Here is a 25,243-nt window from a genome sequence, read left to right on the forward strand (position 1 = left end):
CTCCACCCCGGACGGGGCACGGTCGGGGAGGGCGTCATGGAGGCGGTTCCGGCAAGGGCACAGGTCTGCGTGGCCGGTGCCGCCCTGCTCGCCGCCCTCTGCGCCCTGCCCGCACTCACCGGCCCCACGGCCTGGGGCGCCCTCGGACTCCTCGCCGCGCTCTACGCGCTCTGCGACCAGGTCGTCCGCCGCCGCTTCGGCGGCACCTTCTACCCCGTCCTGCTCGCCGGGGCCTTCCTGCTGACCCCGGCCGCCGCCGCGCTCGTCCCGCTGCCCGCCGCCCTGCTCTCCCCGGTCGAGCACGCCCCGGCCCTCCCGCGCCGCGTCTGGCGCGCCGCCCGGCCCGCGCTCGCCGTCTGGGCCGCCGCCCGGACGCACCACGCGCTCGACGGCAGCGCGGCCGTCGAGGACTCCGTCTTCCCGTACGCGCTGCTGCCCGCCGGGGCCGCCGTGCTCGCCTTCTGCCTGGTGCTCACGCTGCTCGACGGCGCCATGCACGCGGCCGCCGACCGGGTCCCGCCGGGGCGGGCCTGGCGCGGGCTGTTCACCCGCTCCCTCGCCCCCGTCGCCGTGCACGGCTTGGCCGGACTGATGACCGCGGTGCTGTGGCGCAGCCCCTACGGGCCCGTCGCCGCCCTGCTGGTGCTGCTGCCGATGGGCGTCTCCTGCTGGGTGTTCGCCCAGTACCACCGTGAACGCGCCGCCCACCAGGCCACCATCCGCGCCCTCGTCCAGGCCGTCGACATCAAGGACGGGTACACGAGGGGTCACAGCGAGCGCGTCGGCCAGGCGTCCGTCATGATCGCCCGCCAGCTCGGTCTGGACGACGAACGCGTGGAGGTGCTGCGCTTCGCGGGCATCCTGCACGACGTCGGCAAGCTCGGCGTCCCCACCCGGCTGCTGCGCAAGGACGGCCCGCTCACCCCCGAGGAACGCCGGATCATCGAGCTCCACCCGGAGTACGGCCACGAGATGACCCGTGGCATCTCCTTCCTCGGGGAGGCCCGCGCGGCGATCCTGCACCACCACGAACGCCTCGACGGCAGCGGCTACCCCTACGGGCTCGCCGGCACCCAGATCCCCGAGTGCGCCCGTGTGGTCGCCGTCGCCGATGCCTTCGACGCCATGACCTCCACCCGCTCCTACAGCCGGGCCCGCCCGGTCGAGGTCGCCGTCGCCGAGCTGGAGCGGTGCGCGGGCGCCCAGTTCGACCCTCGGATGGTCGGCGCGCTCGCCGCCGCCCTGCGCCGCCACGGCTGGCGCCCCGAGGTCACCGCCGACGAACCCGCCCCCGGTGTCCCGCCGCGCCAGCGCACCCACGGCCGGACCACCGGGGCCCATCGGTGACCGCCCGCCCGAGGGCCCGCCGTCTGATCCACGGCGCCGCCGCGCTCGTCGCCGTCCTCGCGTTCGGCGCCACCCTGTGGACCGGTGTCGACGGCAGGGGCACCGCGCTCGCCTTCGGTGTCCTCATAGCCGTCGGCGAACTCACCCGCTGGAAGGGCGGCGGCTCCCGCCGCGCCGCACCGCTCGGCACCGCGGGCTCCCTCTCGTACGCCCTGCTCGGTGCCGACGCCGGACACCCCGCCCGGCACGGCGCCGGTCAGATCCTCACCGTGGTGCTCGTCGCCTCGCTGCTTGGCGGGGTTCCGCACATCTGGCGCGGCAGCAGCCCCACCCTGGACCATCTCGCCCGCCGCGTCCTCACCGTTGGCTTCGCCGCCGTCTGCTTCCAACCCCTCTACAGCCGGGGCGTGTTCGAGCAGTGGGACGGCTCCGCCTACGCCCTGCTGCTCGTCGCGCTGCTCGTCCTGACCGCGCTGTGCGACGCCGTACTGGCCGCCGCGCTCGCCCGCTCCCGCACCGGCTGGCCCTTCGGCCCGCTGCTGCGCGAGGAACTGCGCGGGCTGCTCGGCATCGGGTCCGCCGTCTGCGCCACCGGCGCGGTGATGGCGCTCGCGGTCGCCGTCGCCGGACTCTGGGCGCTCCCGGTGTTCTGCCTCCCGCTGCTGCTCACCCAGTTGTCGCTGCGCCGGTACGCGGCCGTGCGCGCCACCTACCGGCAGACCATCACCTCCCTGGCCCGCGCCACCGAGATCGCCGGGTACACCCCGGCCGGCCACGCCCGCCGGGTCGCCGCCCTCAGCCTCGCGGTGGGCCGGGACCTCGGGCTCACCGGCACCGAGCTGACCGTGCTGGAGCACGCGGCGCTGATGCACGACATCGGCCAGCTCAGCCTGGTCGACCCGGTCCCCGCGGGCGCCACCGCCGGGCTGCCCGGCGAGGAGCAGCGCCGTATCGCCCTGCTCGGCGGGGCCGTGGTCCGGCAGACCGGGGTGGCGGCGGCCGTCGCCGTGGTCGTGGAACGGCAGGCCGACCCCTACCGGGACCAGCCGGTCGCCGCCCGCATCGTGCGCGCGGTCAACGCCTACGAGGAGAAGTCCCGCGACGCCGGGGTGGAGGGCCCCTTGCGCGCACTGGAGGAACTGCGGCTGGCCACCGCCGGGGACTACGCCCCCGAGGTCGTGGAATCACTGGCGCGGGTCCTGTCCCGCGACTGTCTGACCTTGCCGGTTGCTGGGTAACCGATGGGTAATGAGCGCCTCTCCCGCGTGACGTGGTTGGATGCGAGGGAGAGGCAGTCCGGGGGCAAGAGCCAGCCCACTGAGCGGAACGGAACTGGCAGGCGGGAATCGTGAGGATCTTCGGCAAGGTACGGAACCGGCCCTCCGCCTCCTGGCGGCAGGCCACCGACCGGGCGTTCACGCTCATCGGCGACGGCCGGTACGAGGACGCGGGCGAACTGCTGACCCGCGCCGCCGATCTGGAGCCCTGGCTCGCCGAGTCCTGGTTCAACCTGGCCCTGCTGCACAAGTTCCGGCACGACTGGGAGCAGGCCCGTGCCGCCGGGCTGCGCGCGGTCGCCCTGCTGGACCGGGAGACCGGCGCGCCCGACTGGTGGAACGTCGGCATCGCCGCCACCGCGCTCCAGGACTGGCCGCTGGCCCGCCGCGCCTGGCAGGCGTACGGGCTGAAGGTGCCCGGCGGCGCCACCGCGCTCGGCGAGCCGCTCGGCATGGAGCTGGGCAGCGCGGCCGTACGGCTCTCCCCGGAGGGCGAGGCCGAGGTGGTCTGGGGACGCCGGCTGGACCCGGCGCGGATCGAGGTGCTGTCCATCCCGCTGCCGTCCTCGGGGCGGCGCTGGGGCGAGGTCGTGCTGCACGACGGTGTCCCGCACGGTGAGCGCACCACGTCCACCGGGCACTCCTATCCGGTCTTCGACGAGATCGAGCTGTGGGCGCCGTCGCCCGTGCCGACCTGGGTGGTGCTGCTGGAGGCGGCGACCGAGGCGGACCGGGACGCGCTGGAGCAGCTGGCCGCCGACGCGGGGTTCGCGGCCGAGGACTGGTCCTCTTCCGTGCGGCTGCTGTGCCGGATGTGTTCGGAGTCGCGGATGCCGTCCGACGAGGGGGAGGGCGTGCATCTCGATCCCCACGACCACAGTGAGCCGGGTCATCCCGGTCCGCTCGGGCACCGGACGGACGGCCAGCTGTGGGTGCCGGAGCGGGAGTGCGGGATCGCCGCGCCGGCTTCGCTGGTCCGGGGGTTGCTGGACGGCTGGGTCGCGGACAGTCCGGACTCGCGGGACTGGCGGGATCTGGAAGAGGTCTGCTGACCGGCGCTGCCCGTGGCGGTCCGTCGTGGTTGACCGCGCCCACGCGCCGGGGCCGCACAAAGGACACGGACCCGCGCCCCTTCGGGGCGCGTCCACGTACCCTGTATCCGCTAGTCCCCCCATGTTTGTTTTGAGGAAGGCGTCACTCGGTCATGGCTCAGCAGGACACCGATCAGCAGCACGCGGGCGTGCTCCCCGTCGATGACGAGGGCTATGTCGTCGACACGGAGGACTGCGAGGAGCGCGAGACCGGCTGGCGCGAGCGCGGGACCTCGCGGCCGATCACGGTCGTCGGGAACCCGGTGCTGCACAAGGAGTGCGCGGACGTCACCGAGTTCGGCCCCGAGCTGGAAGAACTGATCGCGGACATGTTCGCCAGCCAGCGCACCGCCGAGGGCGTGGGCCTGGCCGCCAACCAGATCGGCGTGAGCCGGAAGGTCTTCGTCTACGACTGCCCCGACGACGACGGTGTCCGCCACACCGGTGTGGTCGTCAACCCCAGGCTGGTCGAACTCCCCGCCGCCGCCCGCCGCCTGGACGACAGCAACGAGGGCTGCCTGTCCGTGCCCACCGCGTACGCGCCGCTCGCGCGCCCCGACTACGCCGAGGTGACCGGGCAGGACGAGAAGGGCAACCCCATCAAGGTGCGCGGCACCGGCTACTTCGCCCGCTGCCTCCAGCACGAGACCGACCACCTGTACGGCTACCTCTACATCGACCGTCTCTCCAAGCGGGACCGCAAGGACGCGCTGCGGCAGATGGCCGAGAACGAACCGCGCTACGACGTGGTCGCCAACGACTGACGGGAGCGCGCGGAACCAGCGCCACCGCCCCGAACAGCCACGACGCCCGGCCGGAGACCATTCCGGCCGGGCGTCACGGCTGTTCGTTCATCTGTTCGCCGAAAGAAACCCGGCGACTTGGGGTAGTGAAAGGAGCAAATCCGTTCCCCAGACGGTCAGTTGTAGTGCTGAATAGGGGTGCGGGGATACGCACCGGCGCACGCCCGGCACGGCAGGGAGGGGCGTGTGCTCCTGGCGGTCGAGAGGGGAATGTTCGTGCATGCTTTCTCAGGCGGCGCCACATCGGCGACAGCGGTCGCGGTACCACCGTCCCTCGCGCTCCCGGTGATCGAGGACGCCTTTCCCCGTCGGCTGCATCCGTATTGGCCGCGGCTCCAGGAGAACACCCGGCGGTGGCTGCTGGAAAAACGGCTGATGCCCCCGGACAAGGTCCGCGAGTACGCCGACAACCTGTGCTACACGGACCTGATGGCCGGCTACTACCTGGGCGCCCCCGACGACGTCCTGCAGGCCATAGCCGACTACAGCGCGTGGTTCTTCGTCTGGGACGACCGGCACGACCGTGACATCGTGCACGGCCGGCCCGAGGACTGGCGGCGGCTGCGGCAGCGTCTCCATACGGCGCTCGACGCACCCGAGGACCATCTGCACCACAAGGACGCGCTGGTGGCCGCTTTCGCGGACAGCGTGCTGCGGCTCTACGCGTTCCTGCCGGCCGCCTGGAACCAGCGGTTCGCCCGGCACTTCCACGAGGTGATCGAGGCGTACGACCGGGAGTTCGCCAACCGGGTCGCGGGCCGGGTGCCCGGTGTCGAGGAGTACCTCGCGCTACGGCGGCTCACCTTCGCCCACTGGATATGGACCGACCTCCTGGAACCGAGCGCCGGATGCCAACTCCCGGACGCGGTGAGGAAGAACCCGGCTTTTCGGCGCGCGGCCCTGCTGAGCCAGGAATTCGCCGCCTGGTACAACGACCTCTGCTCGCTGCCTAAGGAGATAGCGGGCGACGAGGTGCACAATCTCGGAATAAGTCTCATCACCCATTCCGGGCTCACTCTCGAAGAAGCCGTCGAAGAACTCAGGCGGCGCATCGAGAACTGCATCGCGGAATTCATCGAGGCCGAGCGCGAAGCGATGGAGTTCGCCGGAGAACTCGACGACGGCAGCGTGCGCGGAAAGGAACTGAGCGCCGCCGTACGGACCTGCGTCGGCAATATGCGGAACTGGTTCAGCACCGTCTACTGGTTCCACCACGAGTCCGGCCGCTACATGGTCGACACCTGGGAGGACCGGTCCACACCCCCGTACGTCAACAACGAAGCGGCAGGTGAGAAATGACCGTCGACGCCGTCAATCCCGAGACGCGGGAAGTGGCCGATCTGAAGGAGCCGCCCCTCGCCGGGGGCGCCGTCCCGGTGTTCGGGCACGGCCTGAAACTGGCCCGCGACCCGCTCGCGTTCATGTCCCAACTGCGCGACCACGGCGAGGTGGTGCGCCTGAAGCTCGGCCCCAAGACGGTGTACGCCGTCACCGCGCCGGCGCTCACCGGCGCACTCGCGCTGAGCCCCGACTACAAGATCGACGGACCGGTGTGGGAGTCGCTGGAGGGGCTCCTCGGCAAGCAGGGTGTGGCCACCGCCAACGGCCCGCTGCACCGGCGGCAGCGCCGCACCATCCAGCCCGCGTTCCGGCTCGCCGCGATCCCCGCCTACGGGCCGATCATGGAGGAGGAGGCGCACGCCCTCACCGAGCGCTGGCGGCCCGGCGTGCCCGTCGACGCGACCGCCGAGTCCTTCCGGGTCGCGGTGCGCATCGCGGCCCGCTGCCTGCTGCGCGGCCAGTACATGGACGAGCGCGCGGAACGGCTCAGCACCGACCTCGCCACCGTCTTCCGGGGCATGTACCGGCGCATGGTGCTGCCGCTGGGACCGTTGTACCGGCTGCCGTTCCCGTCCAACCTCCAATTCAACCGGGCGCTGGCCGATCTGCATCTGCTGGTGGACGAGATCGTCACCGAGCGGAGGGCGTCCGGTCAAAAGCCGGACGATTTGCTGACGGCTTTGCTGGAGGCGAAGGACGACAATGGCGACCCCATCAGCGAACAGGAGATCCACGACCAGGTAGTCGCCATACTCACCCCCGGAAGCGAGACAATCGCCTCCACGATCATGTGGCTCCTGCAGATCCTCGCGGACCATCCCGAGCACGCGGAGAAGGTGCGCGCGGAAGTTGAATCGGTAACCGGTGGCGCGCTGGTCGGATTCGAGCACGTACGCAGGCTGAGTCACACCAACAATGTCGTCGTCGAGGCCCTCCGACTCCGGCCCGCCGTATGGATATTGACGCGTCGCGCGCTCACCGACACGGCACTCGGTGTCTATCGCATTCCGGCCGGGGCGGACATCATCTACAGCCCCTACGCCATTCAGCGCGACGCCCGCTCCTACGCCCGCCACCTCGACTTCGACCCCGACCGGTGGCTGCCGGAGCGGGCCGAGGAGGTGCCGAAGTACGCCATGAGTCCCTTCAGCGTCGGCAACCGCAAGTGCCCCAGCGACCACTTCTCCATGGCCCAGCTGAGCCTGATCGTCGCGGCGATATCGGCGAAGTACCGGTTCCGTCAGGTCGAGGACTCGGACGCCACGACCCGCGTGGGCATCACCCTGCGTCCGCACCGGCTGCTGGTCGAGCCCGTGGAGTGGTGAGGAGCGAAGCGCCCGGACCGGCGTGCGTTCAGGCGGCCTGCGGGCCCCGGAACGCACGCCGGTAGGCGTTCGGGGTGGTGCCGAGCGCCCGGACGAACTGATGGCGCAGCGCGGCCGCGTTGCCGAATCCGGTCCGCCAGGCGATCGAGTCCACCGTCTCGTCGGTCCCCTCCAGCAACCGCTGGGCCAGCAGCACTCGTTGGCGCAGAATCCAGCGGTACGGGGTGGTGCCGGTCTCCTGCTGGAAGCGGCGGGCGAAGGTGCGCGGGGACATGTGGGCGAGGGCGGCGAGCTGCTCGACGGTGACCTCCTGGTCGAGGTGCTCCTCCATCCACACCAGCACCTCGCCCACGGTGTCGCAGGGCCCCTTGGGCAGCGGGCGCTCGATGTACTGGGCCTGGCCGCCGTCCCGGTGCGGGGGCACTACCATCCGGCGGGCGATCTTGTTGGCGACCTCGGGCCCCTGCTCCTTGCGTACCAGGTGCAGGCAGGCGTCGATCCCGGCCGCCGTGCCGGCCGAGGTGATCACCTGGCCCTCGTCGACGTAGAGCACGTCCGGCTCCACCGTGACGCGCGGGTGGCGCCGGCTCAGTTCCCCCGCGTTGTGCCAGTGCACCGCGCACCGGCGTCCGTCCAGCAGCCCGGCCTCGGCCAGCACGAACACCCCGGTGCACACGCTGAGCACCCGTGCGCCGCGGGCCACGGCCCGGCGCAGGGCGTCCAGCAGGGCGGGGGGATAGTCGCGGGAGGTGTAGGAGTCGCCGGCCGGGACGGCGATCAGATCGGCCTCCTCCAGCCGCTCCAGACCGTGCGGGGTGGAGACGGTGAAGCCGCAGTGGGTGCGCAGGGTGGGCCCCTCCGCCGAGGCCACGGCGAAGTCGTAGACCGGGAGTCCGTCGTCACTGCGGTCGATGCCGAACACCTCGCACACCACCCCCAGCTCGAAGGGGTGCACTCCGTCCAGCAGGACCGCGACCACGTTCTTCAGCATGCTGCCAGTGTGCCCCGGCGCTGGCAGGAATTCGAGGGCCTGCGGCAGTCCTGCCAGTGTTGGACAGGAGCGTTCAGCGCGAGGCTGATGACATGAACGGAAACCAGATCGAAGGTCTCATCGGAATGGTCGCCACTCTCGGCATCCTGGTCCTCCTGGCCCTGCCCTCGGTGATCGGCATCGTGCGCGAACGGCGCGTCGACCGACAGCTCGGGCAGGCCCGGGAGGACCGCGGAAAGGAGACTCGGACGGCTCAGAAGTCCTCGTCCAGGTCCACGGTGCCCTCCACCGCGACCTGGTACGCCGACGGACGGCGCTCGAAGAAGTTCGTCAGCTCCTGAACACCCTGCAGCTCCATGAAGGAGAAGGGGTTCTCCGAGCCGTACACCGGGGCGAAGCCGAGGCGCGTGAGGCGCTGGTCGGCGACGCACTCCAGGTACTGCCGCATCGACTCGGTGTTCATGCCGGGCAGGCCGTCACCGCACAGGTCGCGCGCGAACTGCAGCTCGGCCTCGACGGCCTCCCGGAGCATGTCCTTCACCTGCTGCTCGAGCTGGTCGTCGAACAGCTCCGGCTCCTCCTTGCGGACGGTGTCGACCACGTCGAAGGCGAACGACATGTGCATCGTCTCGTCGCGGAACACCCAGTTGGTGCCGGTGGCCAGGCCGTGCAGCAGACCCCGGCTGCGGAACCAGTAGACGTACGCGAAGGCGCCGTAGAAGAACAGGCCCTCGATGCACGCGGCGAAGCAGATCAGGTTCAGCAGGAACTTGCGGCGGTCCGCCTTGGTCTCCAGCCGGTCCAGCTTGTCGACCGAGTCGATCCACTTGAAGCAGAACTCGGCCTTCTCCCGGATGGAGGGGATGTTCTCCACCGCCGCGAAGGCGTCCGCGCGGTCCTCCGGATCGGGCAGGTAGGTGTCGAGCAGCGTCAGATAGAACTGGACGTGCACGGCCTCCTCGAAGAGCTGCCGGCTCAGGTAGAGCCGCGCCTCGGGGGAGTTGATGTGCTTGTACAGCGTCAGCACCAGGTTGTTCGCCACGATCGAGTCACCTGTGGCGAAGAACGCCACCAGGCGGCCGATCAGGTGCTGCTCCTCGGGGGAGAGCTTCGCCAGGTCGGCGACGTCCGAGTGGAGGTCGACCTCCTCGACGGTCCAGGTGTTCTTGATCGCGTCCCGGTAGCGCTCGTAGAAGTCCGGGTAGCGCATGGGGCGGAGAGTCAGCTCGAAGCCGGGGTCGAGCAGGTTCTTCTCGGTCATCACTGGCAGGCCTCGCAGGACTCGGGGTTTTCCAGGGAGCAGGCGACGGCGTCGGGGTCGGCCGCCTGCTGGACGGGGATGGTCTTGGTCTCCTGGGCGCGGCCCGCCGCGCGGGCGATCCGGGTCGCCGGGCGCGAACGCAGGTAGTACGTGGTCTTCAGACCCGACTTCCAGGCGTAGGAGTACATCGAGGAGAGCTTGCCGATGGTCGGCGTCTCCAGGAACAGGTTCAGCGACTGCGCCTGGTCGAGGAACGGGGTACGGGCGGCGGCCATGTCGATCAGACCGCGCTGCGGGATCTCCCACGCCGTGCGGTACAGGTTCCGCACGTCCTCGGGAATCCAGGCGAAGCCCTGCACCGAGCCGTTGGCCTCGCGCAGCTCCTCACGGGTGCGGGCGTCCCACACGCCGAGGTTCTTCAGCTCCTGCACCAGGTACGCGTTGACCTGGAGGAACTCGCCCGACAGCGTCTCCCGCTTGAACAGGTTGGACACCTGCGGCTCGATGCACTCGTACACGCCCGCGATGGAGGCGATGGTGGCCGTCGGCGCGATCGCCAGCAGCAGCGAGTTGCGCATGCCGACCTCGGCGATCCGGGCGCGCAGCGCGGCCCAGCGCTCCGGCCAGGTCAGCTCGACGCCGTAGTGGTCGGGGTGCAGCACGCCCCGGGCGGTACGGGTCTGCTCCCAGGCGGGGAGCGGGCCGTTGCGCTCGGCGAGGTCGGCGGAGGCCTCGTAGGAGGCCAGCATGATGCGCTCGGCGATCCGCGTGGACAGCGCCTTCGCCTCGGGGGAGTCGAAGGGGATGCGCAGCTTGAAGAAGACGTCCTGGAGGCCCATCGCGCCGAGGCCCACCGGGCGCCACTTGGCGTTGGAACGGCCCGCCTGCTCGGTCGGGTAGAAGTTGATGTCCACGACCCGGTCGAGGAAGGTCACGGCGGTGCGGACGGTCTCGTCCAGCCGCTCCCAGTCGATGTCCCCGTCGGCCACGAAGGCGCCCAGGTTCACCGAGCCGAGGTTGCAGACCGCGGTCTCCCCGTCGTCGGTGACCTCCAGGATCTCCGTGCACAGGTTGGAGGAGTGGACCACGTTGCCCGGCAGTGCCGTCTGGTTGGCGGTGCGGTTGGCGGCGTCCTTGAAGGTCATCCAGCCGTTGCCGGTCTGCGCGAGGGTGCGCATCATGCGGCCGTACAGCTCGCGGGCCGGCATGGACTTCTTCGCCAGGCCCGCCTCCTCCGCCTTGCGGTAGGCCGCGTCGAACTCCGGGCCCCACAGGTCGACCAGCTCGGGCACGTCCGCCGGGGAGAACAGCGACCAGGACTCGTCGGCGTTGACCCGGCGCATGAACTCGTCCGGAATCCAGTGCGCGAGGTTCAGGTTGTGCGTACGGCGCGCGTCCTCACCGGTGTTGTCGCGCAGCTCCAGGAACTCCTCGATGTCGGAGTGCCAGGTCTCCAGGTACACCGCGGCCGCGCCCTTGCGCCGGCCGCCCTGGTTCACCGCGGCCACCGAGGCGTCCAGCGTCTTCAGGAACGGGACGATGCCGTTGGAGTGGCCGTTGGTGCCCCGGATCAGCGAACCCCGGCTGCGGATGCGGGAGTACGAGAGGCCGATGCCGCCGGCGTGCTTGGAGAGGCGGGCGACCTGGTGGTAGCGGTCGTAGATCGAGTCCAGCTCGTCCAGCGGGGAGTCCAGCAGGTAGCAGGACGACATCTGGGGGTGCCGCGTACCGGAGTTGAACAGGGTGGGGGAGGAGGGCAGGTAGTCCAGGCGGCTCATCAGGCCGTACAGCGCGGCCACTTCGTCCACGGCGGGGGCGCTGTCGTTCTCGGCCAGACCGCTCGCCACGCGCAGCATGAAGTGCTGCGGGGTCTCGACCACCTTGCGGGTGATGGGGTGGCGGAGCAGGTAGCGGCTGTACAGGGTGCGCAGGCCGAAGTAGCCGAAGCGGTCGTCGGCGCCGGTGTCGATCATGGCGTCCAGCCGGGCGGCGTGCAGCGCCACGAAGCCGGCGGTGCGGTCGGCGACCAGGCCCTCGCGGTGGCCCACGGCCACCGACTCGGTGAAGCGGGTCACGCCCTGCGAGGCGGCCTCGGCGCGGATGGAGAGCGTGAGCAGCCGGGCGGCCAGCCGGGAGTACGCGGGGTCCTCCGAGATCAGACCGGCGGCGGCCTCGGTGGCCAGCTCGCGCAGCTCCGCCTCGTCGGCGCGCGCCGACCGGCCGCGCAGCGCGGCGGCCGCGACCCGGCCGGGGTCCGCGTCGGGGAGGTCGGCGGTCAGCTCGGTCAGGGTCCGCAGCAGCGCGGCACCGGGGCCGTCGTTCTCCACAGGGGCCTCGGTCGCCGGGGTGGCTGAAGCCGGATCGGCAGGCGCGATGGTCACGTGGGGCTCTCCCTCGCTGGGCACGGGGGCCTGGCGGAGGGTAGGGGAGGGCACGAGCGCACACGGCGTCGCGTCCACCGGCCCACTCCACGAGGCCCGGACGTCTTCGAGCACCCGGACCGGACGGCCGGGCGCCGCTGTCGACAGGTCCTCGGACTGACGCTGGCATGCACGAAGCACGCGAGTACACCGTTGCGGGACAGTTCCGGATTCGCACCGGATTCCCCTGCGACGACAGCGAGCATGAGCATACATCTAGTGCCGCCCTGTCACGTCACCCCCAGATGTTGTGTCTGTTGTGTGTCTCGGCGGCTTCAGAGGGTCAACTCGTAGGTGAGCAGAGCGAGGTCCAGGACGCCCGGCAACGGGTTCCAGTCCCGGTGCGGGGTGCGGTGGAAACCGAGGCGTTCGTAGATGCGGTGGGCGGCGTGCATCGTGGGCTGGGTGGAGAGGACGAGGCTGTGGCAGCCCGCCAGGGCCCGTGCCCGGTCCGCACAGGTCCGTACGAGGGCCTCCCCGGCTCCCTGGCCCCGGCCGGCCCGCGCGACCGCCAGCATCCGGATCTCGGCCTCGCCCGGGCCCGCGATGTCGGCCATGGGACCGCCGGCCGGGACGAAGGTGACCCCGCCCAGCAGGACGTCCCCGCACACGGCCACGAGGATCTCCGCGTGCGCCGCCCGCCGGGCCACGTCCCGCAGCTCACCCAGGTACGCGTCGCTCTCCCCGAAGTCCAGCAGGCCGTCCTGGAGGTACGCCTGCGCGGTGAGCTCGCCCAGGGCGGTGTACTCGGCCGGGTCGGCGGGTCTGATGAGGAGGTCCATGCCCGGCAGTGTGTACGACGACGGGCCGCCGTCGCTTGCGCGTTACGGCGGCCCGTGGCCACAAGGTGCGGACTTCTAGTGGCTGGTGCCCGCTGTCGCCGGGGGGAGTTCGACCTCCACGCCGGGGTCGCCGGCGTCGGCGGTGTAGTCGGCGGGGGTGGTCTCGTCGATGCCGTCGGGGGCCTTCACGGCCTTGAGGACGAAGGTGAGGACCACCGTGACGACGACGTTCAGGACGAAGGCCGTCAGGCCGATGTAGCCGATCTCACCGATGCCGGGGATCTCCTTGGCGGAGCCGCCGAAGTGCTTCTGGGTGGGGGAGGCGACGCCGTAGGCGGCGAGGGTGCCGTAGACCATGCCGACCGCCCAGCCGGCCAGCAGGGCCCAGCGGTGGAACCAGCGGGTGAAGAGGCCGCCGACCAGGGCGGGGAAGGTCTGGAGAATCCAGATGCCGCCCAGGAGCTGGAAGTTGATGGCGACCGTCTTGTCCATGGTGAGAACGAAGACCAGCGCGCCCACCTTCACCAGCAGCGAGACCAGCTTGGAGACCTTGGTCTCCTGCTCGGGCGTCGCGTCGGGCTTGATGAAGTCCTTGTAGATGTTGCGGGTGAACAGGTTCGCGGCCGCGATCGACATGATCGCCGCCGGGACGAGCGCGCCGATACCGATCGCGGCGAACGCCACGCCCGCGAACCAGTCCGGGAACATGTCCTCGAACAACTGCGGGATGGCGAGTTGCCCGTTGGTGACCTTCACCCCGGCCGCGATGGCCATGAAGCCCAGCAGCGCCAGCAGCCCCAGCATCAGGGAGTACAGCGGCAGGATCGTGGTGTTGCGCCGGATGACCTCGCGGCTCTTGGAGGAGAGGGTCGCGGTGATCGAGTGCGGGTACATGAACAGCGCGAGCGCCGATCCCAACGCCAGCGTCGCGTACGTCCACTGGCCCGCCGGGGCCGGGACGAGGCCGCCCGCACCGGCGGCGGTGTACTTCTCGCCCGCCTTGGCGAAGATCTCGTCGAACCCGCCCAGCTTGATCGGGATGTAGATGATCGCCACCGCGATGACGATGTAGATCAGCGTGTCCTTCACGAACGCGATCATCGCCGGGGCCCGCAGACCCGCGGAGTACGTGTACGCCGCGAGCACGCCGAAGGCGATCAGCAGCGGCAGGTCCTTCACGAACCAGTTGGTGTCCTCACCGCCGCCCACGCCCATCACGTCCAGCACCGCCTGGATGCCGACCAGTTGGAGCGCGATGTACGGCATGGTCGCCAGGATGCCGGTGACCGCCACCGCCAGCGAAAGACCCTTGGAGCCGAAGCGCCCGCGCACGAAGTCGGAGGTGGTGACGTACCCGTGCCGGTGCGAGACCGACCACAGCCGGGGCAGGAAGGTGAAGATCAGTGGGTACACCAGGATCGTGTACGGCACCGCGAAGAACCCGGCCGCGCCGGCCGCGTAGATCGCCGCCGGCACGGCGACGAAGGTGTACGCCGTGTACAGGTCGCCGCCGAGCAGGAACCACGTGATCCAGGTGCCGAACGACCGGCCGCCAAGGCCCCATTCGTCCAGCGAGTGCTCGTTCTCGGCCTTGCGCCAGCGCGAGGCGAGGAAGCCCAGGACCGTGACCGCGAGGAAGAAGAAGACGAAGACGCCGAGCGCCACGCCGTTGACGCCGTCCTTCACTTCGGGACACCCCCGCTCCGGGCCTTGCGGGAGCGCTGGTCGCGCTGCCAGAGCTGGTACGCGGTCATGGTGAGCGAGGTGGAGACCAGCACCCACAGCATCTGGTACCAGTAGAAGAACGGGATGCCGATGAACGTCGGGTCCACCTTGGAGAACGAACCCACCCACAGCATCGCCACGAACGGCGCCACGAGACACAGCCCGATGACCACTCGGACCGGTGTCACCACCGGTTGCCTCACTTCAGAATCTTCGGGCATGCCGGACTCCGTCCCCTCGTTGATCACGCGTAATGCGCACGCAATCTAGGTGACGGCACGGCGGAGCGGAAGCCCTCGTCCGGGTATCGATATGGCGATGTGAGCTGGTGGGGCCCGAGAAGCGGGGGAAACGGAGCCGGTCAGTCCTGCGGACGCCGGAGCCGCGCCACGAACTTGTACCGGTCGCCCCGGTACACCGAGCGCACCCACTCCACCGGGCGGCCCTCCCGGTCCACCGAGTGCCGGGACAGCAGCAGCATCGGCAGGCCCACGTCGGTGCCGAGCAGGCTCGCCTCCCGCGGGGTCGCCAGCGAGGTCTCGATGGTCTCCTCGGCCTCGGCCAGGTGGACGTCGTAGACCTCGGCGAGCGCGGTGTACAGCGAGGTGTACTTCACCAGCGAGCGGCGCAGCGCGGGAAAGCGCTTGGCGGAGAGGTGGGTGGTCTCTATGGCCATCGGCTCGGCGTTGGCCATGCGCAGCCGCTCGATGCGCAGCACCCGGCCGCCGGCGCTTATGTCCAGCAGCCCGGCCAGCCGGTCGTCGGCCGTGATGTAGCCGATGTCCAGCAGCTGCGAGGTGGGTTCGAGCCCCTGGGCCCGCATGTCCTCGGTGTAGGAGGTCAGTTGGAGCGCCTGGGCGACCTTGGGCTTGGCGACGAAGGTGCCCTTGCCCTGGATGCGCTCCAGCCGCCCCTCGACCACCAGCTCCTGGAGGGCCTGGCGGACGGTGGTGCGGGAGGTGTCGAACTCGGCGGCCAGCGTGCGCTCGGGCGGCACCGGCGTGCCCGGCGGAAGCGTCTCCGTCATCTCCTGGAGGTGCTTCTTCAGGCGGTAGTACTTGGGCACGCGCGCGGTACGGACGGTCGCGCCGGCCTCGTTCTCCGCCCTGCTGACGTCGGTGCTCATGGCTGCCTTCCCGGCTCCGGATGCCGATGGCGACCGACGTCGCCATCGGTCACGGCTCACATCGTGACACGGCCGCGCGCGGCCGGTTCACCCGCACGTTCCGTGATCTCCCTGTATACCGCCGCACCCCCGGTTGGTCTAGTCCACCCGTGGCCGACGGGGCAGTGGTCCACCGGAACTGGTCCGTCCGATCTGTCGGTTGCGCAATGAAAGGTCCCTGCATATCTCGGTCGCGTCACGGACGCCCGGACCCCACATGAACACCCTTGACAGCCCTTTTGGTCTGGGCCAAGCTCCCCGTGCTGGTCTACACCATTGGTCCAGTCCCGGCTCCGAGGGCGGTACGACGCGCAAGTGTGACACCGCGGGGAGGCAGGGGGGTTGTGGGCATCCCTGAGGAGGATGGCGTGAAGCGCAGACTGATAGCCGCGATCGGCGTCGCGGGCATGATCGTCTCCATCGCCGCGTGCGGCAGCGACGACGGCAAGGGGGGCGACAGTGACGCGCTGACCGTCTGGCTCACCGTGGACGCGCAGAACAACTGGCCGAACCTGGTCGAGGCCGCCGACGCGGCCGTGATGAAGAAGCACCCGGGCCTGAAGATCAAGCACGAGTTCTACGGCTGGCCGGACAAGAACACCAAGCTGGACGCCGTCCTCGCCACCGACAAGGCCCCCGACGTGGTCGAGATGGGCAACACCGAGATGCTCGGCTACATGGTGAAGGGCGCCTTCGCCCCCCTGGAGCCCGGCAAGTTCGAGGGCTCGGACGCCTGGCTGGACGGCCTGAAGGCGTCGGTGACCTACGACGGCAAGACCTACGGCGTGCCGTACTACGCCGGTGGCCGCGTCGCCAACTGGCGCAAGGACGTCGCCGCTTCCGTCGGCGTCAAGACCCCGCCGAAGACCTACCCCGAGCTGACCTCCGCCCTGGACAAGATCCAGAAGAAGGAGGGCGACAAGTTCAACGCCTGGTACCAGCCCACCCGTGACTGGTACGCGGCCATGTCCTTCGTCTACGACGCGGGCGGCGCCATCGCCAAGGAGGAGGGCGGCCGGTGGAAGGCGTCCCTCTCCTCGCCGGAGTCGGTCAAGGGCCTCACCGCCTTCAAGCAGGTCGTCGACAAGTACATGCACGGCGACAAGACCAAGGACGAGTCCGACCGTTACCTCGTGTACGGCCAGGGCAAGTCGGCCATGATCTTCGGCGCGGCCTGGGAGGGCGCGACCTCCGCCGACCCGAAGAACGACAAGACCGGCAAGCTCAAGGACAACCTCGAGAACTTCGTGATGCCCGGTCCCTCTGGCAAGAACATGCCGGTGTTCCTGGGCGGTTCCGACCTCGCCGTCCCGGTGAAGTCGCACAACCAGGACATCGCCGCCGAGTGGATCAACGCCTTCACCGGTCCCGAGGGCCAGAAGGGTCTGATCGCCAAGGGCAACCTGCCCAACAACAAGACCGACCTGGCCACCCTGAAGAACGACCCGGCGACCGCCGTGCCGGCCACCGCGGCCGAGTCCAACTGGTTCGTGCCGATGGCGCCGGGCTGGGGCCAGGTGGAGAAGGCGCAGGTCCTCCAGACCATGCTCCAGCAGATCGGCACCGGCAAGAAGTCGGTCCAGGACGCCGCCAAGGCGGCGGACGCCGCGATCGACAAGGTCATCAACACCAAGTGACCCCGGTGCGCCGCGCGGGCCGCAAAAGCCCGCGCGGCGCCCGCCGTACCGCTCGCACAGGTTTTAAGGGATCGCCGAGGAGCGCGATGAGTGCCGCAGACACGACCACGCCTGCAAAGGTGCCGCCGCAGCGGCAGGCGCCCCCGCCCGGCCCGCCGCCCCGGCCCCGCCGCCCGGCCTCCGCCAAGGGCGGCGCCACCACTCCCTGGCTGCTCCTCGCGCCCTGTCTGCTGATCCTCGCCGGTGTCATGGGCTACCCCCTGGTCCGGCTGGTCACCCTGTCGTTCCAGAAGTTCGGCCAGTCCCAGCTCTGGGGCTTTAAGGAGCCGGAGTCCGTCGGCTTCGACAACTTCTCCAAGGTGCTGGGCGACGGCGACTTCTGGCAGGTCGTGCTGCGCACCGTCGTCTTCACCGCGGGCGCCGTCGTCTTCACGATGGTCCTCGGCATGCTGATCGCCCTGCTGCTCCAGCGGGTCTCCGGCTGGGTGAAGACCCTCATCAACATCGCGCTGGTGGCGAGTTGGGGCATGCCCGTCATCGTCGCCACCACCGTCTTCAAGTGGCTCTTCGACGCCGACTACGGCATCCTCAACGCCCTCATCAGCAAGCTGCCCGGCGTCGACCTGATCGGCCACAACTGGTTCGCCAGCGGCCCCGAGGGCCTCGCGGTGATCATGCTGCTGGTGGTCTGGGGCGCGGTGCCCTTCGTGGTCATCACCCTCAGCGCCGGACTCACCCAGGTCCCCGCCGAGCTGGAGGAGGCCGCCCGGCTGGACGGCGCGGGTTCCTGGGGCGTCTTCCGGTACGTCACCCTGCCGGTGCTCAAGCCGGTGATCGTCATGCTGACGACCCTCTCGGTCATCTGGGACATGGGTGTCTTCCCGCAGGTCTTCGTGATGCGCAACGGCCACCCCGAGGCCCAGTTCCAGCTCCTCACCACCTACTCCTACGACCGCGCCTTCGTGGTCAACGACTACGCCCAGGGCTCCGCCATCGCCCTCATCACCGTGGTGCTGCTGCTCGGCGTCGTCGCCGTCTACATGCGCCAGATGCTCAAGATCGGAGAGGTCGAGTGACCAGCACGGCTTCCCCCGCCCGCCGGACCTCCAAGGCCGGCTGGAACATCCTCGGTCTCCTCGTCGCCGCCACCGCGGGCTTCCCCGTCTACTGGATGCTCGACACCGCGATCAAGCCGGCCAAGGACGCCATCGACCCCGACCCGAGCCTGCTGCCCACCGGGTTCACCCTGGACAACTTCAGCCGGGCCTTCGACATCGCCGACTTCTGGGGGCCGGTCGGCCGCAGCCTGGTCGTCTCGCTGTCCGTGGTCCTCATCGGCGTCGTCGTCGGCATGCTCGCCGCGCTCGCCATCTCCCGGTTCGCCTTCCGGGGCCGGAAGATCGTGATCGTCGGCATCCTCGCGGTGCAGATGGTCCCGCTCGTCGCCATGATCATCCCGGTCTTCCTGCTGCTGAACGACCTGCATCAGTACGACAAGCTCACCGGCCTGATCATCACCTATCTGACCTTCATCCTGCCGTTCACGGTGTGGACCCTGCGCGGCTTCATCGTCAACATCCCGCGCGAGCTGGAGGAGGCGGCCATGGTCGACGGCTGCTCCCGCACCGGCGCCTTCGTCCGCGTGGTCTTCCCGCTGCTCGCCCCCGGCATGGTCGCCACCTCGGTCTACGGCTTCATCCAGGCGTGGAACGAGTACCTCTACGCCCTGATGCTGCTCAGCCAGGAGAACCAGACGGCCACCGTCTGGCTCGGCAACTTCACCACCAAGCACGGCACCGAATACGCCCCGATGATGGCCGGCGCCACCATGATGGCCGTGCCGATCGTCGTGCTGTTCCTCCTCGTCCAGCGCAAGATGGCCGCGGGGCTGACCGCGGGCGCCGTGAAGGGATAACGCCACCCGATGACGACAATCGCCCGCGGTACGGACACCCTGACGCGCGACGCGCTCACCGTCCTCCAGCCCGGCTTCACCGGCACCACCGCCCCCGACTGGCTGCTGCGCCGGCTCGGCGAGGGCCTCACCTCGGTCGGCCTGTTCGGCCGCAACATCGTCTCCCCCGAGCAACTGTCGGCGCTGACCGCCCAGTTGCGTACCGAGCGGCCCGACGTACTGGTGGCCATCGACGAGGAGGGCGGGGACGTCACCCGCCTTGAGGCCCGTACCGGCTCCTCCTTCCCCGGCAACCACGCCCTCGGGGCGGTGGACGACGTGGAGCTGACCCAGGCCGTCGCCCGGGAACTCGGCCGCCGTCTCGCCGCCTGCGGGGTGCACCTCAACTGGGCGCCCTCCGCCGACGTCAACTCCAACCCCGACAACCCGGTCATCGGCGTCCGCTCCTTCGGCGCCGACACCGGCCTGGTCGCCCGGCACACCGCCGCCTATGTCACCGGCCTGCAGTCCGCCGGGGTCGCGGCCTGCACCAAGCACTTCCCGGGCCACGGCGACACCGCCGTCGACTCCCATCACGCGCTGCCCCGCATCGACGTGGCCGCCGACGTGCTCCAGGCCCGTGAACTCGCGCCCTTCCGGGCCGCCCTCGCGGCGGGCACCCGCGCGGTGATGAGCGCCCACATCCTGGTCCCCGCGCTGGACCCGGACCGCCCCGCGACCCTCTCCCGGCCGGTCCTCACCGACCTGCTGCGCGGCGAACTCGGCTACCAGGGGCTGATCGTCACCGACGGCATGGAGATGCGCGCCGTCTCCGGCACCTACGGCATCGAGCACGGCAGCGTCCTCGCCGTCGCGGCGGGCGCCGACGCCATCTGTGTGGGCGGCGGCCTCGCCGACGACGAGACGGTACGGCGGCTGCGCGACGCCCTGGTGGGCGCCGTGCGCTCCGGCGAACTCTCCGAGGAGCGCCTCGCGGACGCGGCCCGCCGGGTGCGCGAACTGGCCGCCTGGACGGCGAACGGGACCACCGGGGAGACCGCCCCCGACCCCGGGGCCGGACTGCGCGCGGCCCGCCGGGCCCTGACGGTGACCGGCGGCGAGTCCTTCATCCCGCTCACCGAGGCGCCCTACGTCGCCGCCTTCACCCCGGTCGCCAACATCGCGGTGGGTGACGAGACCCCCTGGGGCGTGGCCGCGGAGCTGTCCAGGCTGCTGCCGGGCACCGGCACCGGAAGCTTCACCGGCGACTCGGCCGGCACCGACGCCCTCGCGGCGGCGGGGGAGCGCCGACTGGTCGCGGTGGTCCGCGACGAACACCGCCACCCCTGGATGGCCAAGGCCCTGACCACCCTCCTGACCGCCCGCCCGGACACCGTGGTCGTCGAGATGGGCGTCCCCCAGTCCCCGCCCCGAGGCCACCTCCACCTCGCCACCCACGGCGCGGCCCGCGTCTGCGGCCGGGCCGCGGCGGAGGTCATCGCGGGGGCGTGAGCCCGCACCCGGTCCCCGTGGTGCGCCCACGGGGACCGGGGTGTCTCTACAGGCCCTGCCACTCCGGCTTGTGGGTGTAGGTGTGGCGGAAGTAGTCCGCGAGCTTCAGCTTGGAGGCGGCGGCCTCGTCGGCGACGACCGTGGCGTGCGGATGGAGCTGGAGGGCGGAGGCGGGGCAGACCGCCGCGACCGGGCCCTCGACGGTGGCGGCGACCGCGTCCGCCTTGCCCTCGCCGGTGGCGAGCAGCACCAGGTGGCGGGCCTCCAGGATGGTGCCGATGCCCTGGGTGATCACGTGGTGCGGTACCTGGTCGATGTCGCCGTCGAAGAAGCGGGCGTTGTCGATCCGGGTCTGCTCGGTCAGCGTCTTGATCCGGGTGCGCGAGGCGAGCGAGGAGCACGGTTCGTTGAACCCGATGTGCCCGTCCGTGCCGATGCCGAGGAGCTGGAGGTCCACGCCTCCGGCCGCGGCGAGCGCCCGGTCGTACTCCTCGCACGCCGCCTGCACGTCGTCGGCGGTGCCGTCCGGGCCGGTGAACGCGTCCATGGGGATGCCGAGCGGCTCCAGCACCTCGCGGCGCAGCACCGAGCGGTAGGACTCGGGGTGGTCGGCGGGCAGCCCCACGTATTCGTCGAGCTGGGCGATCCTGGCCCGGTGGGTGTCCACCTCGCCCGCGCGCACCTTGGCCGCGAGGGCCTGGTAGACGGGCAGCGGGGTGGAGCCGGTGGCCACCCCGAGCAGGGCGTCGGGCTTGCGGCGAAGCAACTGGGCCATGGATTCGGCTATCAGCTCGCCGCCCGCCGCGGCGTCCGGGACGATGACAACTTCCACGCTGGGCCTGCCGATCTGGAAGAGGGCCGACGGTCGCTGGGGACCGGGGGAGCGCTGGCTGTGTGGTTTAGACCAATCTAGCAGAGCGGCCCCCGCCGTACGTGGCGGAAATCGCCAGGCCGACGACCTCCCGCAGGCCCTTCGGCCGGGCTAGGCTGCCGGTACGGTGCGGCCCGCCGCCCACGGGTTCGGGGCCCCAAGGCCATGGACACGCCCGCGTGGTCTAGTCCAGAATGCGGGAGAGGCTCCACGCAGGACGACAAGCTGACAAGCCTCCGTCTTCCCCGCACAGGAAGGCGGATCGAGGAACCGGCGCTCTCTGCCCTGACTGCTCCGGCTCCTCGGCCTTCGGCCGACCGGGACCGCACACCCCACGGCCGATGATGCTCCGGGCTGCGGCGCGGAGAGGGCTGAGGGTCCCTCTCAGGCGCCGCGGCCCGCGGGTGTCTTTTCGGCCAGTGACGCGGCCCCGGTACGCTCGCAGCGTGCCCTCCATGAACGAACTCGTCCGCCAGCACACCGCCCTCGGGGACACCGACCTCGAGTGGCTCCATCTGCTGGTCTCGGAGTGGCAACTGCTCTCCGACCTCTCCTTCGCCGATCTCGTCCTGTGGGTCCCCACCAGCGACGGCACCCGGTACGTCTCGGTCGCCCAGATGCGCCCGAACACCGGCCCGACCTCCTACCAGGACGACATGGTCGGCCACCTGGTCCCGCGCGGCCGCCGCCCCATGCTGGACGCGGCCCTGGACGAGGGCCGGATCGTGCGCGAGGGCGACCCGGAATGGCGCGAAGAGGTTCCCGTACGGGTCGAGTCCATCCCGGTCCGGCGCGAGGGCCGGGTCCTCGGGGTCATCGCCCGCAACACCAACCTGCTGACCGTGCGCACCCCGAGCCGGCTGGAACTCACCTACCTCCAGAGCGCCTCGGACCTCGCGCAGATGATCGCGGCCGGTTCCTTCCCGTTCCCCGACCAGCAGGTCGACATGGACGCCTCCCCGCGCGCGGGCGACGGCCTGATCCGGGTGGACGCCGACGGCATCGTCCAGTACGCCTCCCCGAACGCCCTCTCCGCCTACCACCGGCTCGGTCTCGCCGCCGACCTGGTCGGCCACCACCTCGGCCGCACCACCGCCGAACTCGCCCCGACGAGGGGCCCGGTGGACGAGGCGCTCGCCAAGGCGGCCAGCGGCTACGCGCCCCGCGAGTTCGAGATCGAGGCGAACGACGGGGTCATCCAGTTCCGGTCCATCCCGCTCAAGCCCAAGGGCACGCGCATCGGTTCCCTGGTGCTCTGCCGGGACGTCACCGAACTCCGGCGCCGCGAACGGGAGCTGATCACCAAGGACGCCACCATCCGGGAGATCCACCACCGGGTGAAGAACAACCTCCAGACGGTCGCCGCCCTGCTGCGGCTCCAGGCCCGGCGCATCGACTCCGAGCGAGGCCGGGAGGCGCTGGAGGAGGCCGTGCGCCGGGTCGGCTCCATCGCCATCGTGCACGAGACGCTGTCTCAGAACCTGGACGAGCGCGTGGAGTTCGACGACATCGCCGACCGGGTGCTGGCGATGGTCGCGGAGATCTCGCCGGGCAAGGTGACCGGCCGGCGCAGCGGCCGCTTCGGCTGGCTGGACGCCGAGGTCGCCACCCCGCTGTCGATGGTGCTGACCGAGGTGCTGCAGAACGCCCTGGAACACGGCTTCCGCGAGGGCGACACCGGCACGGTCGAGGTCTCGGCGGTGCGCGGCGGCACCACCAAGGAGGCCCGGCTGCTGGTCACCGTCCAGGACGACGGGGTCGGTCTGCCCGAGGGCTTCGACCCGCACACCGCGGGCAACCTCGGCCTCCAGATCGTGCGGACGCTGGTGGAGGGCGAGCTGGGCGGCACCTTCGACATGATCCCGGCACCGGAGCGCGGCACCCGGGTCATCCTCGACATCCCGGTGCGGCCGCAGAAGTGAGGCGCCGCCAGATGGGCGCGGGCAAGCGAAAAGCCCCGGACCAGTGATGGTCCGAGGCTGGTGCTCGTTGCTGAGCTGCTCCGCTGAGGCGGAGCCCCCCTGGTCCGGCGGAGCCGGGACCAGGGGAAAGCATCGGTGTGGTACTGCGCGCTGCGGCTCGGGGCGGGAGAAGCGTGGTGCCCGGTACGGGAGTTCCCGTCGGGCACCACGCGCCGCCAAGCTCAGGCTGTCAGCAGGGGTGACTCGTCAGGCAGAAGCCTGGCGAGCACGGTTGCGGGCGGCGCGGCGCTTCATCGCGCGACGCTCGTCCTCGCTCAGACCACCCCAGACGCCGGAGTCCTGACCGGACTCGAGCGCCCACTGCAGACACTGCTCGATCACCGGGCAGCGACGGCAGACGGCCTTGGCTTCCTCGATCTGCAGCAGCGCGGGACCGGTGTTGCCGATGGGGAAGAACAGCTCGGGGTCTTCCTCGCGGCAAACGGCGTTGTGACGCCAGTCCATGGCTGCTACCTCTCCTTGGTATTACATGCAGATTGCTTGTGAATGTGAACGCTTTCACGAGTCCCTCAACAAGTGAAGGGCCGATCACCGGGTCTCCCCGGCGTGGTCCTTTGTTTTGAAGAGGGGTTCTGGCGACCACTGGAAGCCGGTCTTGCGGGCCGTCCCGATCGCCATGTAGAGACTCGCAAACCTCGGCGGCGGATACAACCCCTTCCCGAAGATTTTTTTTGATTCCTCGGTGTCGACTAGGTCACAGCCGTACTTCCATGGGGTGGACGGTGGCCTAAACGTTCGAGTGAAAGGACTTTGGCCTGTTCCGCTCACACAATCACACGCAGTGCACGGCGAACGCCTGTGAACGTCACGCTCGTCCGCAGCCCCAGGTGGTCACCGTCCATCTGAAGGGGCAGAGGGACCTTCGAATGCAAGGTGAAGCGGTCCAGGTCGTGCAGCGAGACCGCGTGTCTTCCATGGGGTCCCCGCTCGGGGGACGAAGTGAGCAACTGGGTCGCATACCGGGCAACCGCGGCCGTGGAGAGCCGCTTCAGGCCGAGCACGTCGATGCCTTTATCGAACGACGCCTTAGGTGATGTGTACATCGGGCGATTGCCGAGATACGTCCACGGCGATGTGTTCGAGACTATGGCGACGGCGAGATCCGACACCGGTTCCGCACCCGGTCGTTGCAGGGTGATGGTGCCGTGCCTGCGATTCGGTTCACCCATGAACTGCCTTGCTACTTGGCGGACATAGAGCGCGTGCGTCGACTTCTTGCCGCGCTCCCGTTCCCTTTCGACTCTGCCCACAACTCCGGCATCGAAGCCGAGTCCGGCGTTGAAAGTGAACCAGCGCTCCGGCACCGCCTCGTCCGCGGTGCCCGGCGTACCCGAGGTGAGTCCGAGGCCCACCACGCGTTCCCGGCGCTCGCGCAGGGCGTCCAGCAGGGCGCCGGTCGCCTCGACGGGATCGTTGGGCAGGCCGAGCGCGCGGGCGAAGACATTGGTCGAGCCGCCGGGGACCACCGCGAGACCGGGCAGCCGCTCGGGGTCCGGGCCGGCGTGCAGCAGGCCGTTGACCACCTCGTTCACGGTCCCGTCGCCGCCGAGGGCCACCACCATGTCGATGTCGTCACTCTCCGCAGCCGACCGCCCCAGATCGCGCGCGTGACCGCGGTACTCGGTGTTGACGACATCCAGCTTCATCTCGCTGGCGAGGGCGTGGATCAGTACGTCGCGTCTGCGGGCGCTTGTGGTGGTTGCCGCCGGATTGACCACGAGAAGTGCACGCATGCATGGCAGCGTACCTACTGGGGGGTATCCGGCCCAGGGAGAGCCGGAGATCCATGGACGAAGAGGGCGTGAGCCTCACCACGCAC

Annotated in this window: 21 protein-coding genes and 1 riboswitch; of the genes, 11 read left to right on the forward strand and 10 right to left on the reverse strand. The window is 70.3% G+C overall.

Annotated features, from left to right (window positions below):
• The first annotated feature begins 36 nt into the window (after positions 1-36).
• From E5082_RS03080 to E5082_RS03105, 6 genes are all read left to right on the forward strand, one after another.
• Complete coding sequence (locus E5082_RS03080; RefSeq protein WP_135789721.1) at positions 37-1,347, forward strand: HD-GYP domain-containing protein; 1,311 nt, start codon at positions 37-39, stop codon at positions 1,345-1,347.
• Entirely contained in the window at positions 1,344-2,585 is a 1,242-nt protein-coding gene (locus tag E5082_RS03085; protein ID WP_135789722.1) for an HD-GYP domain-containing protein, read from the forward strand. The genes E5082_RS03080 and E5082_RS03085 overlap by 4 nt, the downstream gene beginning before the upstream one ends.
• Positions 2,586-2,695: 110 nt before the next feature.
• Complete coding sequence (locus E5082_RS03090; protein WP_030807439.1) at positions 2,696-3,676, forward strand: hypothetical protein; 981 nt, start codon at positions 2,696-2,698, stop codon at positions 3,674-3,676.
• Between the two features lie 152 nt (positions 3,677-3,828).
• Entirely contained in the window at positions 3,829-4,479 is a 651-nt protein-coding gene (def, locus tag E5082_RS03095; protein WP_135789723.1) for a peptide deformylase, read from the forward strand.
• A gap of 255 nt (positions 4,480-4,734) precedes the next feature.
• Entirely contained in the window at positions 4,735-5,817 is a 1,083-nt protein-coding gene (cyc1, locus tag E5082_RS03100) for an epi-isozizaene synthase (protein WP_135789724.1), read from the forward strand.
• On the forward strand, positions 5,814-7,184 hold the full coding sequence (locus E5082_RS03105; protein ID WP_135789725.1) for a bifunctional albaflavenone monooxygenase/terpene synthase: 1,371 nt from the start codon (positions 5,814-5,816) through the stop codon (positions 7,182-7,184). Before cyc1 ends, E5082_RS03105 begins: the two co-directional genes overlap by 4 nt.
• Positions 7,185-7,212: 28 nt before the next feature.
• Here the strand turns inward: E5082_RS03105 and E5082_RS03110 are convergent, their stop codons facing one another.
• The 7 genes from E5082_RS03110 to E5082_RS03145 all read right to left on the reverse strand — a co-directional run bounded on the left by E5082_RS03110 (position 7,213) and on the right by E5082_RS03145 (position 15,489).
• On the reverse strand, positions 7,213-8,175 hold the full coding sequence (locus E5082_RS03110; RefSeq protein ID WP_135789726.1) for a GlxA family transcriptional regulator: 963 nt from the start codon (positions 8,173-8,175) through the stop codon (positions 7,213-7,215).
• 253 nt (positions 8,176-8,428) lie between these two features.
• Positions 8,429-9,436, reverse strand: coding sequence for a ribonucleotide-diphosphate reductase subunit beta (locus E5082_RS03120; protein WP_135789728.1), 1,008 nt, complete (start codon positions 9,434-9,436; stop codon positions 8,429-8,431).
• On the reverse strand, positions 9,436-11,817 hold the full coding sequence (locus E5082_RS03125; RefSeq protein WP_135789729.1) for a ribonucleoside-diphosphate reductase subunit alpha: 2,382 nt from the start codon (positions 11,815-11,817) through the stop codon (positions 9,436-9,438). The genes E5082_RS03120 and E5082_RS03125 overlap by 1 nt, the downstream gene beginning before the upstream one ends.
• A gap of 125 nt (positions 11,818-11,942) precedes the next feature.
• Positions 11,943-12,068: riboswitch (cobalamin riboswitch) on the reverse strand.
• A 63-nt stretch (positions 12,069-12,131) separates the two neighbouring features.
• On the reverse strand, positions 12,132-12,638 hold the full coding sequence (locus E5082_RS03130) for a GNAT family N-acetyltransferase (RefSeq protein WP_135789730.1): 507 nt from the start codon (positions 12,636-12,638) through the stop codon (positions 12,132-12,134).
• Positions 12,639-12,713: 75 nt separating this feature from the next.
• Complete coding sequence (gene mctP, locus E5082_RS03135) at positions 12,714-14,324, reverse strand: monocarboxylate uptake permease MctP (protein WP_135789731.1); 1,611 nt, start codon at positions 14,322-14,324, stop codon at positions 12,714-12,716.
• Positions 14,321-14,584: a DUF3311 domain-containing protein gene (locus E5082_RS03140; RefSeq protein ID WP_167513969.1), complete on the reverse strand. Its 264-nt coding sequence runs from the start codon at positions 14,582-14,584 to the stop codon at positions 14,321-14,323. Before E5082_RS03140 ends, mctP begins: the two co-directional genes overlap by 4 nt.
• Positions 14,585-14,724: 140 nt before the next feature.
• The gene (locus tag E5082_RS03145) at positions 14,725-15,489 is read right to left on the reverse strand and encodes a GntR family transcriptional regulator (protein ID WP_030807463.1); all 765 of its coding nucleotides are present in this window, start codon (positions 15,487-15,489) and stop codon (positions 14,725-14,727) included.
• A gap of 407 nt (positions 15,490-15,896) precedes the next feature.
• Between E5082_RS03145 and E5082_RS03150 the strand changes: the two genes are divergently transcribed.
• The 4 genes from E5082_RS03150 (at position 15,897) to E5082_RS03165 (ending at position 20,571) form a co-directional block, all read left to right on the forward strand.
• Entirely contained in the window at positions 15,897-17,165 is a 1,269-nt protein-coding gene (locus E5082_RS03150; RefSeq protein ID WP_135789733.1) for an extracellular solute-binding protein, read from the forward strand.
• Between the two features lie 86 nt (positions 17,166-17,251).
• Positions 17,252-18,241, forward strand: coding sequence for a carbohydrate ABC transporter permease (locus E5082_RS03155; RefSeq protein ID WP_135789734.1), 990 nt, complete (start codon positions 17,252-17,254; stop codon positions 18,239-18,241).
• On the forward strand, positions 18,238-19,080 hold the full coding sequence (locus E5082_RS03160) for a carbohydrate ABC transporter permease (protein WP_135789735.1): 843 nt from the start codon (positions 18,238-18,240) through the stop codon (positions 19,078-19,080). The genes E5082_RS03155 and E5082_RS03160 overlap by 4 nt, the downstream gene beginning before the upstream one ends.
• A 9-nt stretch (positions 19,081-19,089) precedes the next feature.
• Entirely contained in the window at positions 19,090-20,571 is a 1,482-nt protein-coding gene (locus E5082_RS03165; RefSeq protein WP_135789736.1) for a glycoside hydrolase family 3 protein, read from the forward strand.
• A 46-nt stretch (positions 20,572-20,617) separates the two neighbouring features.
• Here E5082_RS03165 and nagB read toward each other — a convergent pair whose 3' ends face one another.
• Positions 20,618-21,403 carry a glucosamine-6-phosphate deaminase gene (gene nagB, locus E5082_RS03170; protein ID WP_135789737.1) on the reverse strand — a complete coding sequence of 262 codons (786 nt, stop codon included), beginning with the start codon at positions 21,401-21,403 and terminating at the stop codon, positions 20,618-20,620.
• A gap of 494 nt (positions 21,404-21,897) precedes the next feature.
• On the opposite strand from nagB, the gene E5082_RS03175 reads away from it, so the two are divergent.
• A complete protein-coding gene (locus tag E5082_RS03175; RefSeq protein WP_107483892.1) occupies positions 21,898-23,364 on the forward strand; it encodes a sensor histidine kinase in 1,467 nt (488 codons plus the stop codon).
• A gap of 246 nt (positions 23,365-23,610) precedes the next feature.
• On the opposite strand, the gene E5082_RS03180 is transcribed toward E5082_RS03175, so the two are convergent.
• The gene (locus E5082_RS03180) at positions 23,611-23,868 is read right to left on the reverse strand and encodes a WhiB family transcriptional regulator (protein WP_003992873.1); all 258 of its coding nucleotides are present in this window, start codon (positions 23,866-23,868) and stop codon (positions 23,611-23,613) included.
• Between the two features lie 320 nt (positions 23,869-24,188).
• Positions 24,189-25,157: a diacylglycerol/lipid kinase family protein gene (locus E5082_RS03185; RefSeq protein WP_135789738.1), complete on the reverse strand. Its 969-nt coding sequence runs from the start codon at positions 25,155-25,157 to the stop codon at positions 24,189-24,191.
• Positions 25,158-25,243 lie beyond the last annotated feature (86 nt).

The organism is Streptomyces griseoluteus (assembly GCF_004784465.1).
Classification (GTDB): Bacteria; Actinomycetota; Actinomycetes; order Streptomycetales; family Streptomycetaceae; genus Streptomyces; species Streptomyces griseoluteus.

Excerpts from the sequence above, each read along its gene's own strand:
- E5082_RS03080 (WP_135789721.1), top strand. The coding sequence starts at position 37 with ATGGAGGCGGTTCCGGCAAGGGCACAGGTCTGCGTGGCCGGTGCCGCC.
- def (WP_135789723.1), top strand. The coding sequence starts at position 3,829 with ATGGCTCAGCAGGACACCGATCAGCAGCACGCGGGCGTGCTCCCCGTC.
- E5082_RS03105 (WP_135789725.1), top strand. The coding sequence starts at position 5,814 with ATGACCGTCGACGCCGTCAATCCCGAGACGCGGGAAGTGGCCGATCTG.
- E5082_RS03110 (WP_135789726.1), bottom strand. The coding sequence starts at position 8,175 with ATGCTGAAGAACGTGGTCGCGGTCCTGCTGGACGGAGTGCACCCCTTC.
- E5082_RS03120 (WP_135789728.1), bottom strand. The coding sequence starts at position 9,436 with ATGACCGAGAAGAACCTGCTCGACCCCGGCTTCGAGCTGACTCTCCGC.
- E5082_RS03130 (WP_135789730.1), bottom strand. The coding sequence starts at position 12,638 with ATGGACCTCCTCATCAGACCCGCCGACCCGGCCGAGTACACCGCCCTG.
- E5082_RS03140 (WP_167513969.1), bottom strand. The coding sequence starts at position 14,584 with ATGCCCGAAGATTCTGAAGTGAGGCAACCGGTGGTGACACCGGTCCGA.
- E5082_RS03145 (WP_030807463.1), bottom strand. The coding sequence starts at position 15,489 with ATGAGCACCGACGTCAGCAGGGCGGAGAACGAGGCCGGCGCGACCGTC.
- E5082_RS03155 (WP_135789734.1), top strand. The coding sequence starts at position 17,252 with ATGAGTGCCGCAGACACGACCACGCCTGCAAAGGTGCCGCCGCAGCGG.
- E5082_RS03165 (WP_135789736.1), top strand. The coding sequence starts at position 19,090 with ATGACGACAATCGCCCGCGGTACGGACACCCTGACGCGCGACGCGCTC.
- E5082_RS03175 (WP_107483892.1), top strand. The coding sequence starts at position 21,898 with ATGAACGAACTCGTCCGCCAGCACACCGCCCTCGGGGACACCGACCTC.
- E5082_RS03180 (WP_003992873.1), bottom strand. The coding sequence starts at position 23,868 with ATGGACTGGCGTCACAACGCCGTTTGCCGCGAGGAAGACCCCGAGCTG.
- E5082_RS03185 (WP_135789738.1), bottom strand. The coding sequence starts at position 25,157 with ATGCGTGCACTTCTCGTGGTCAATCCGGCGGCAACCACCACAAGCGCC.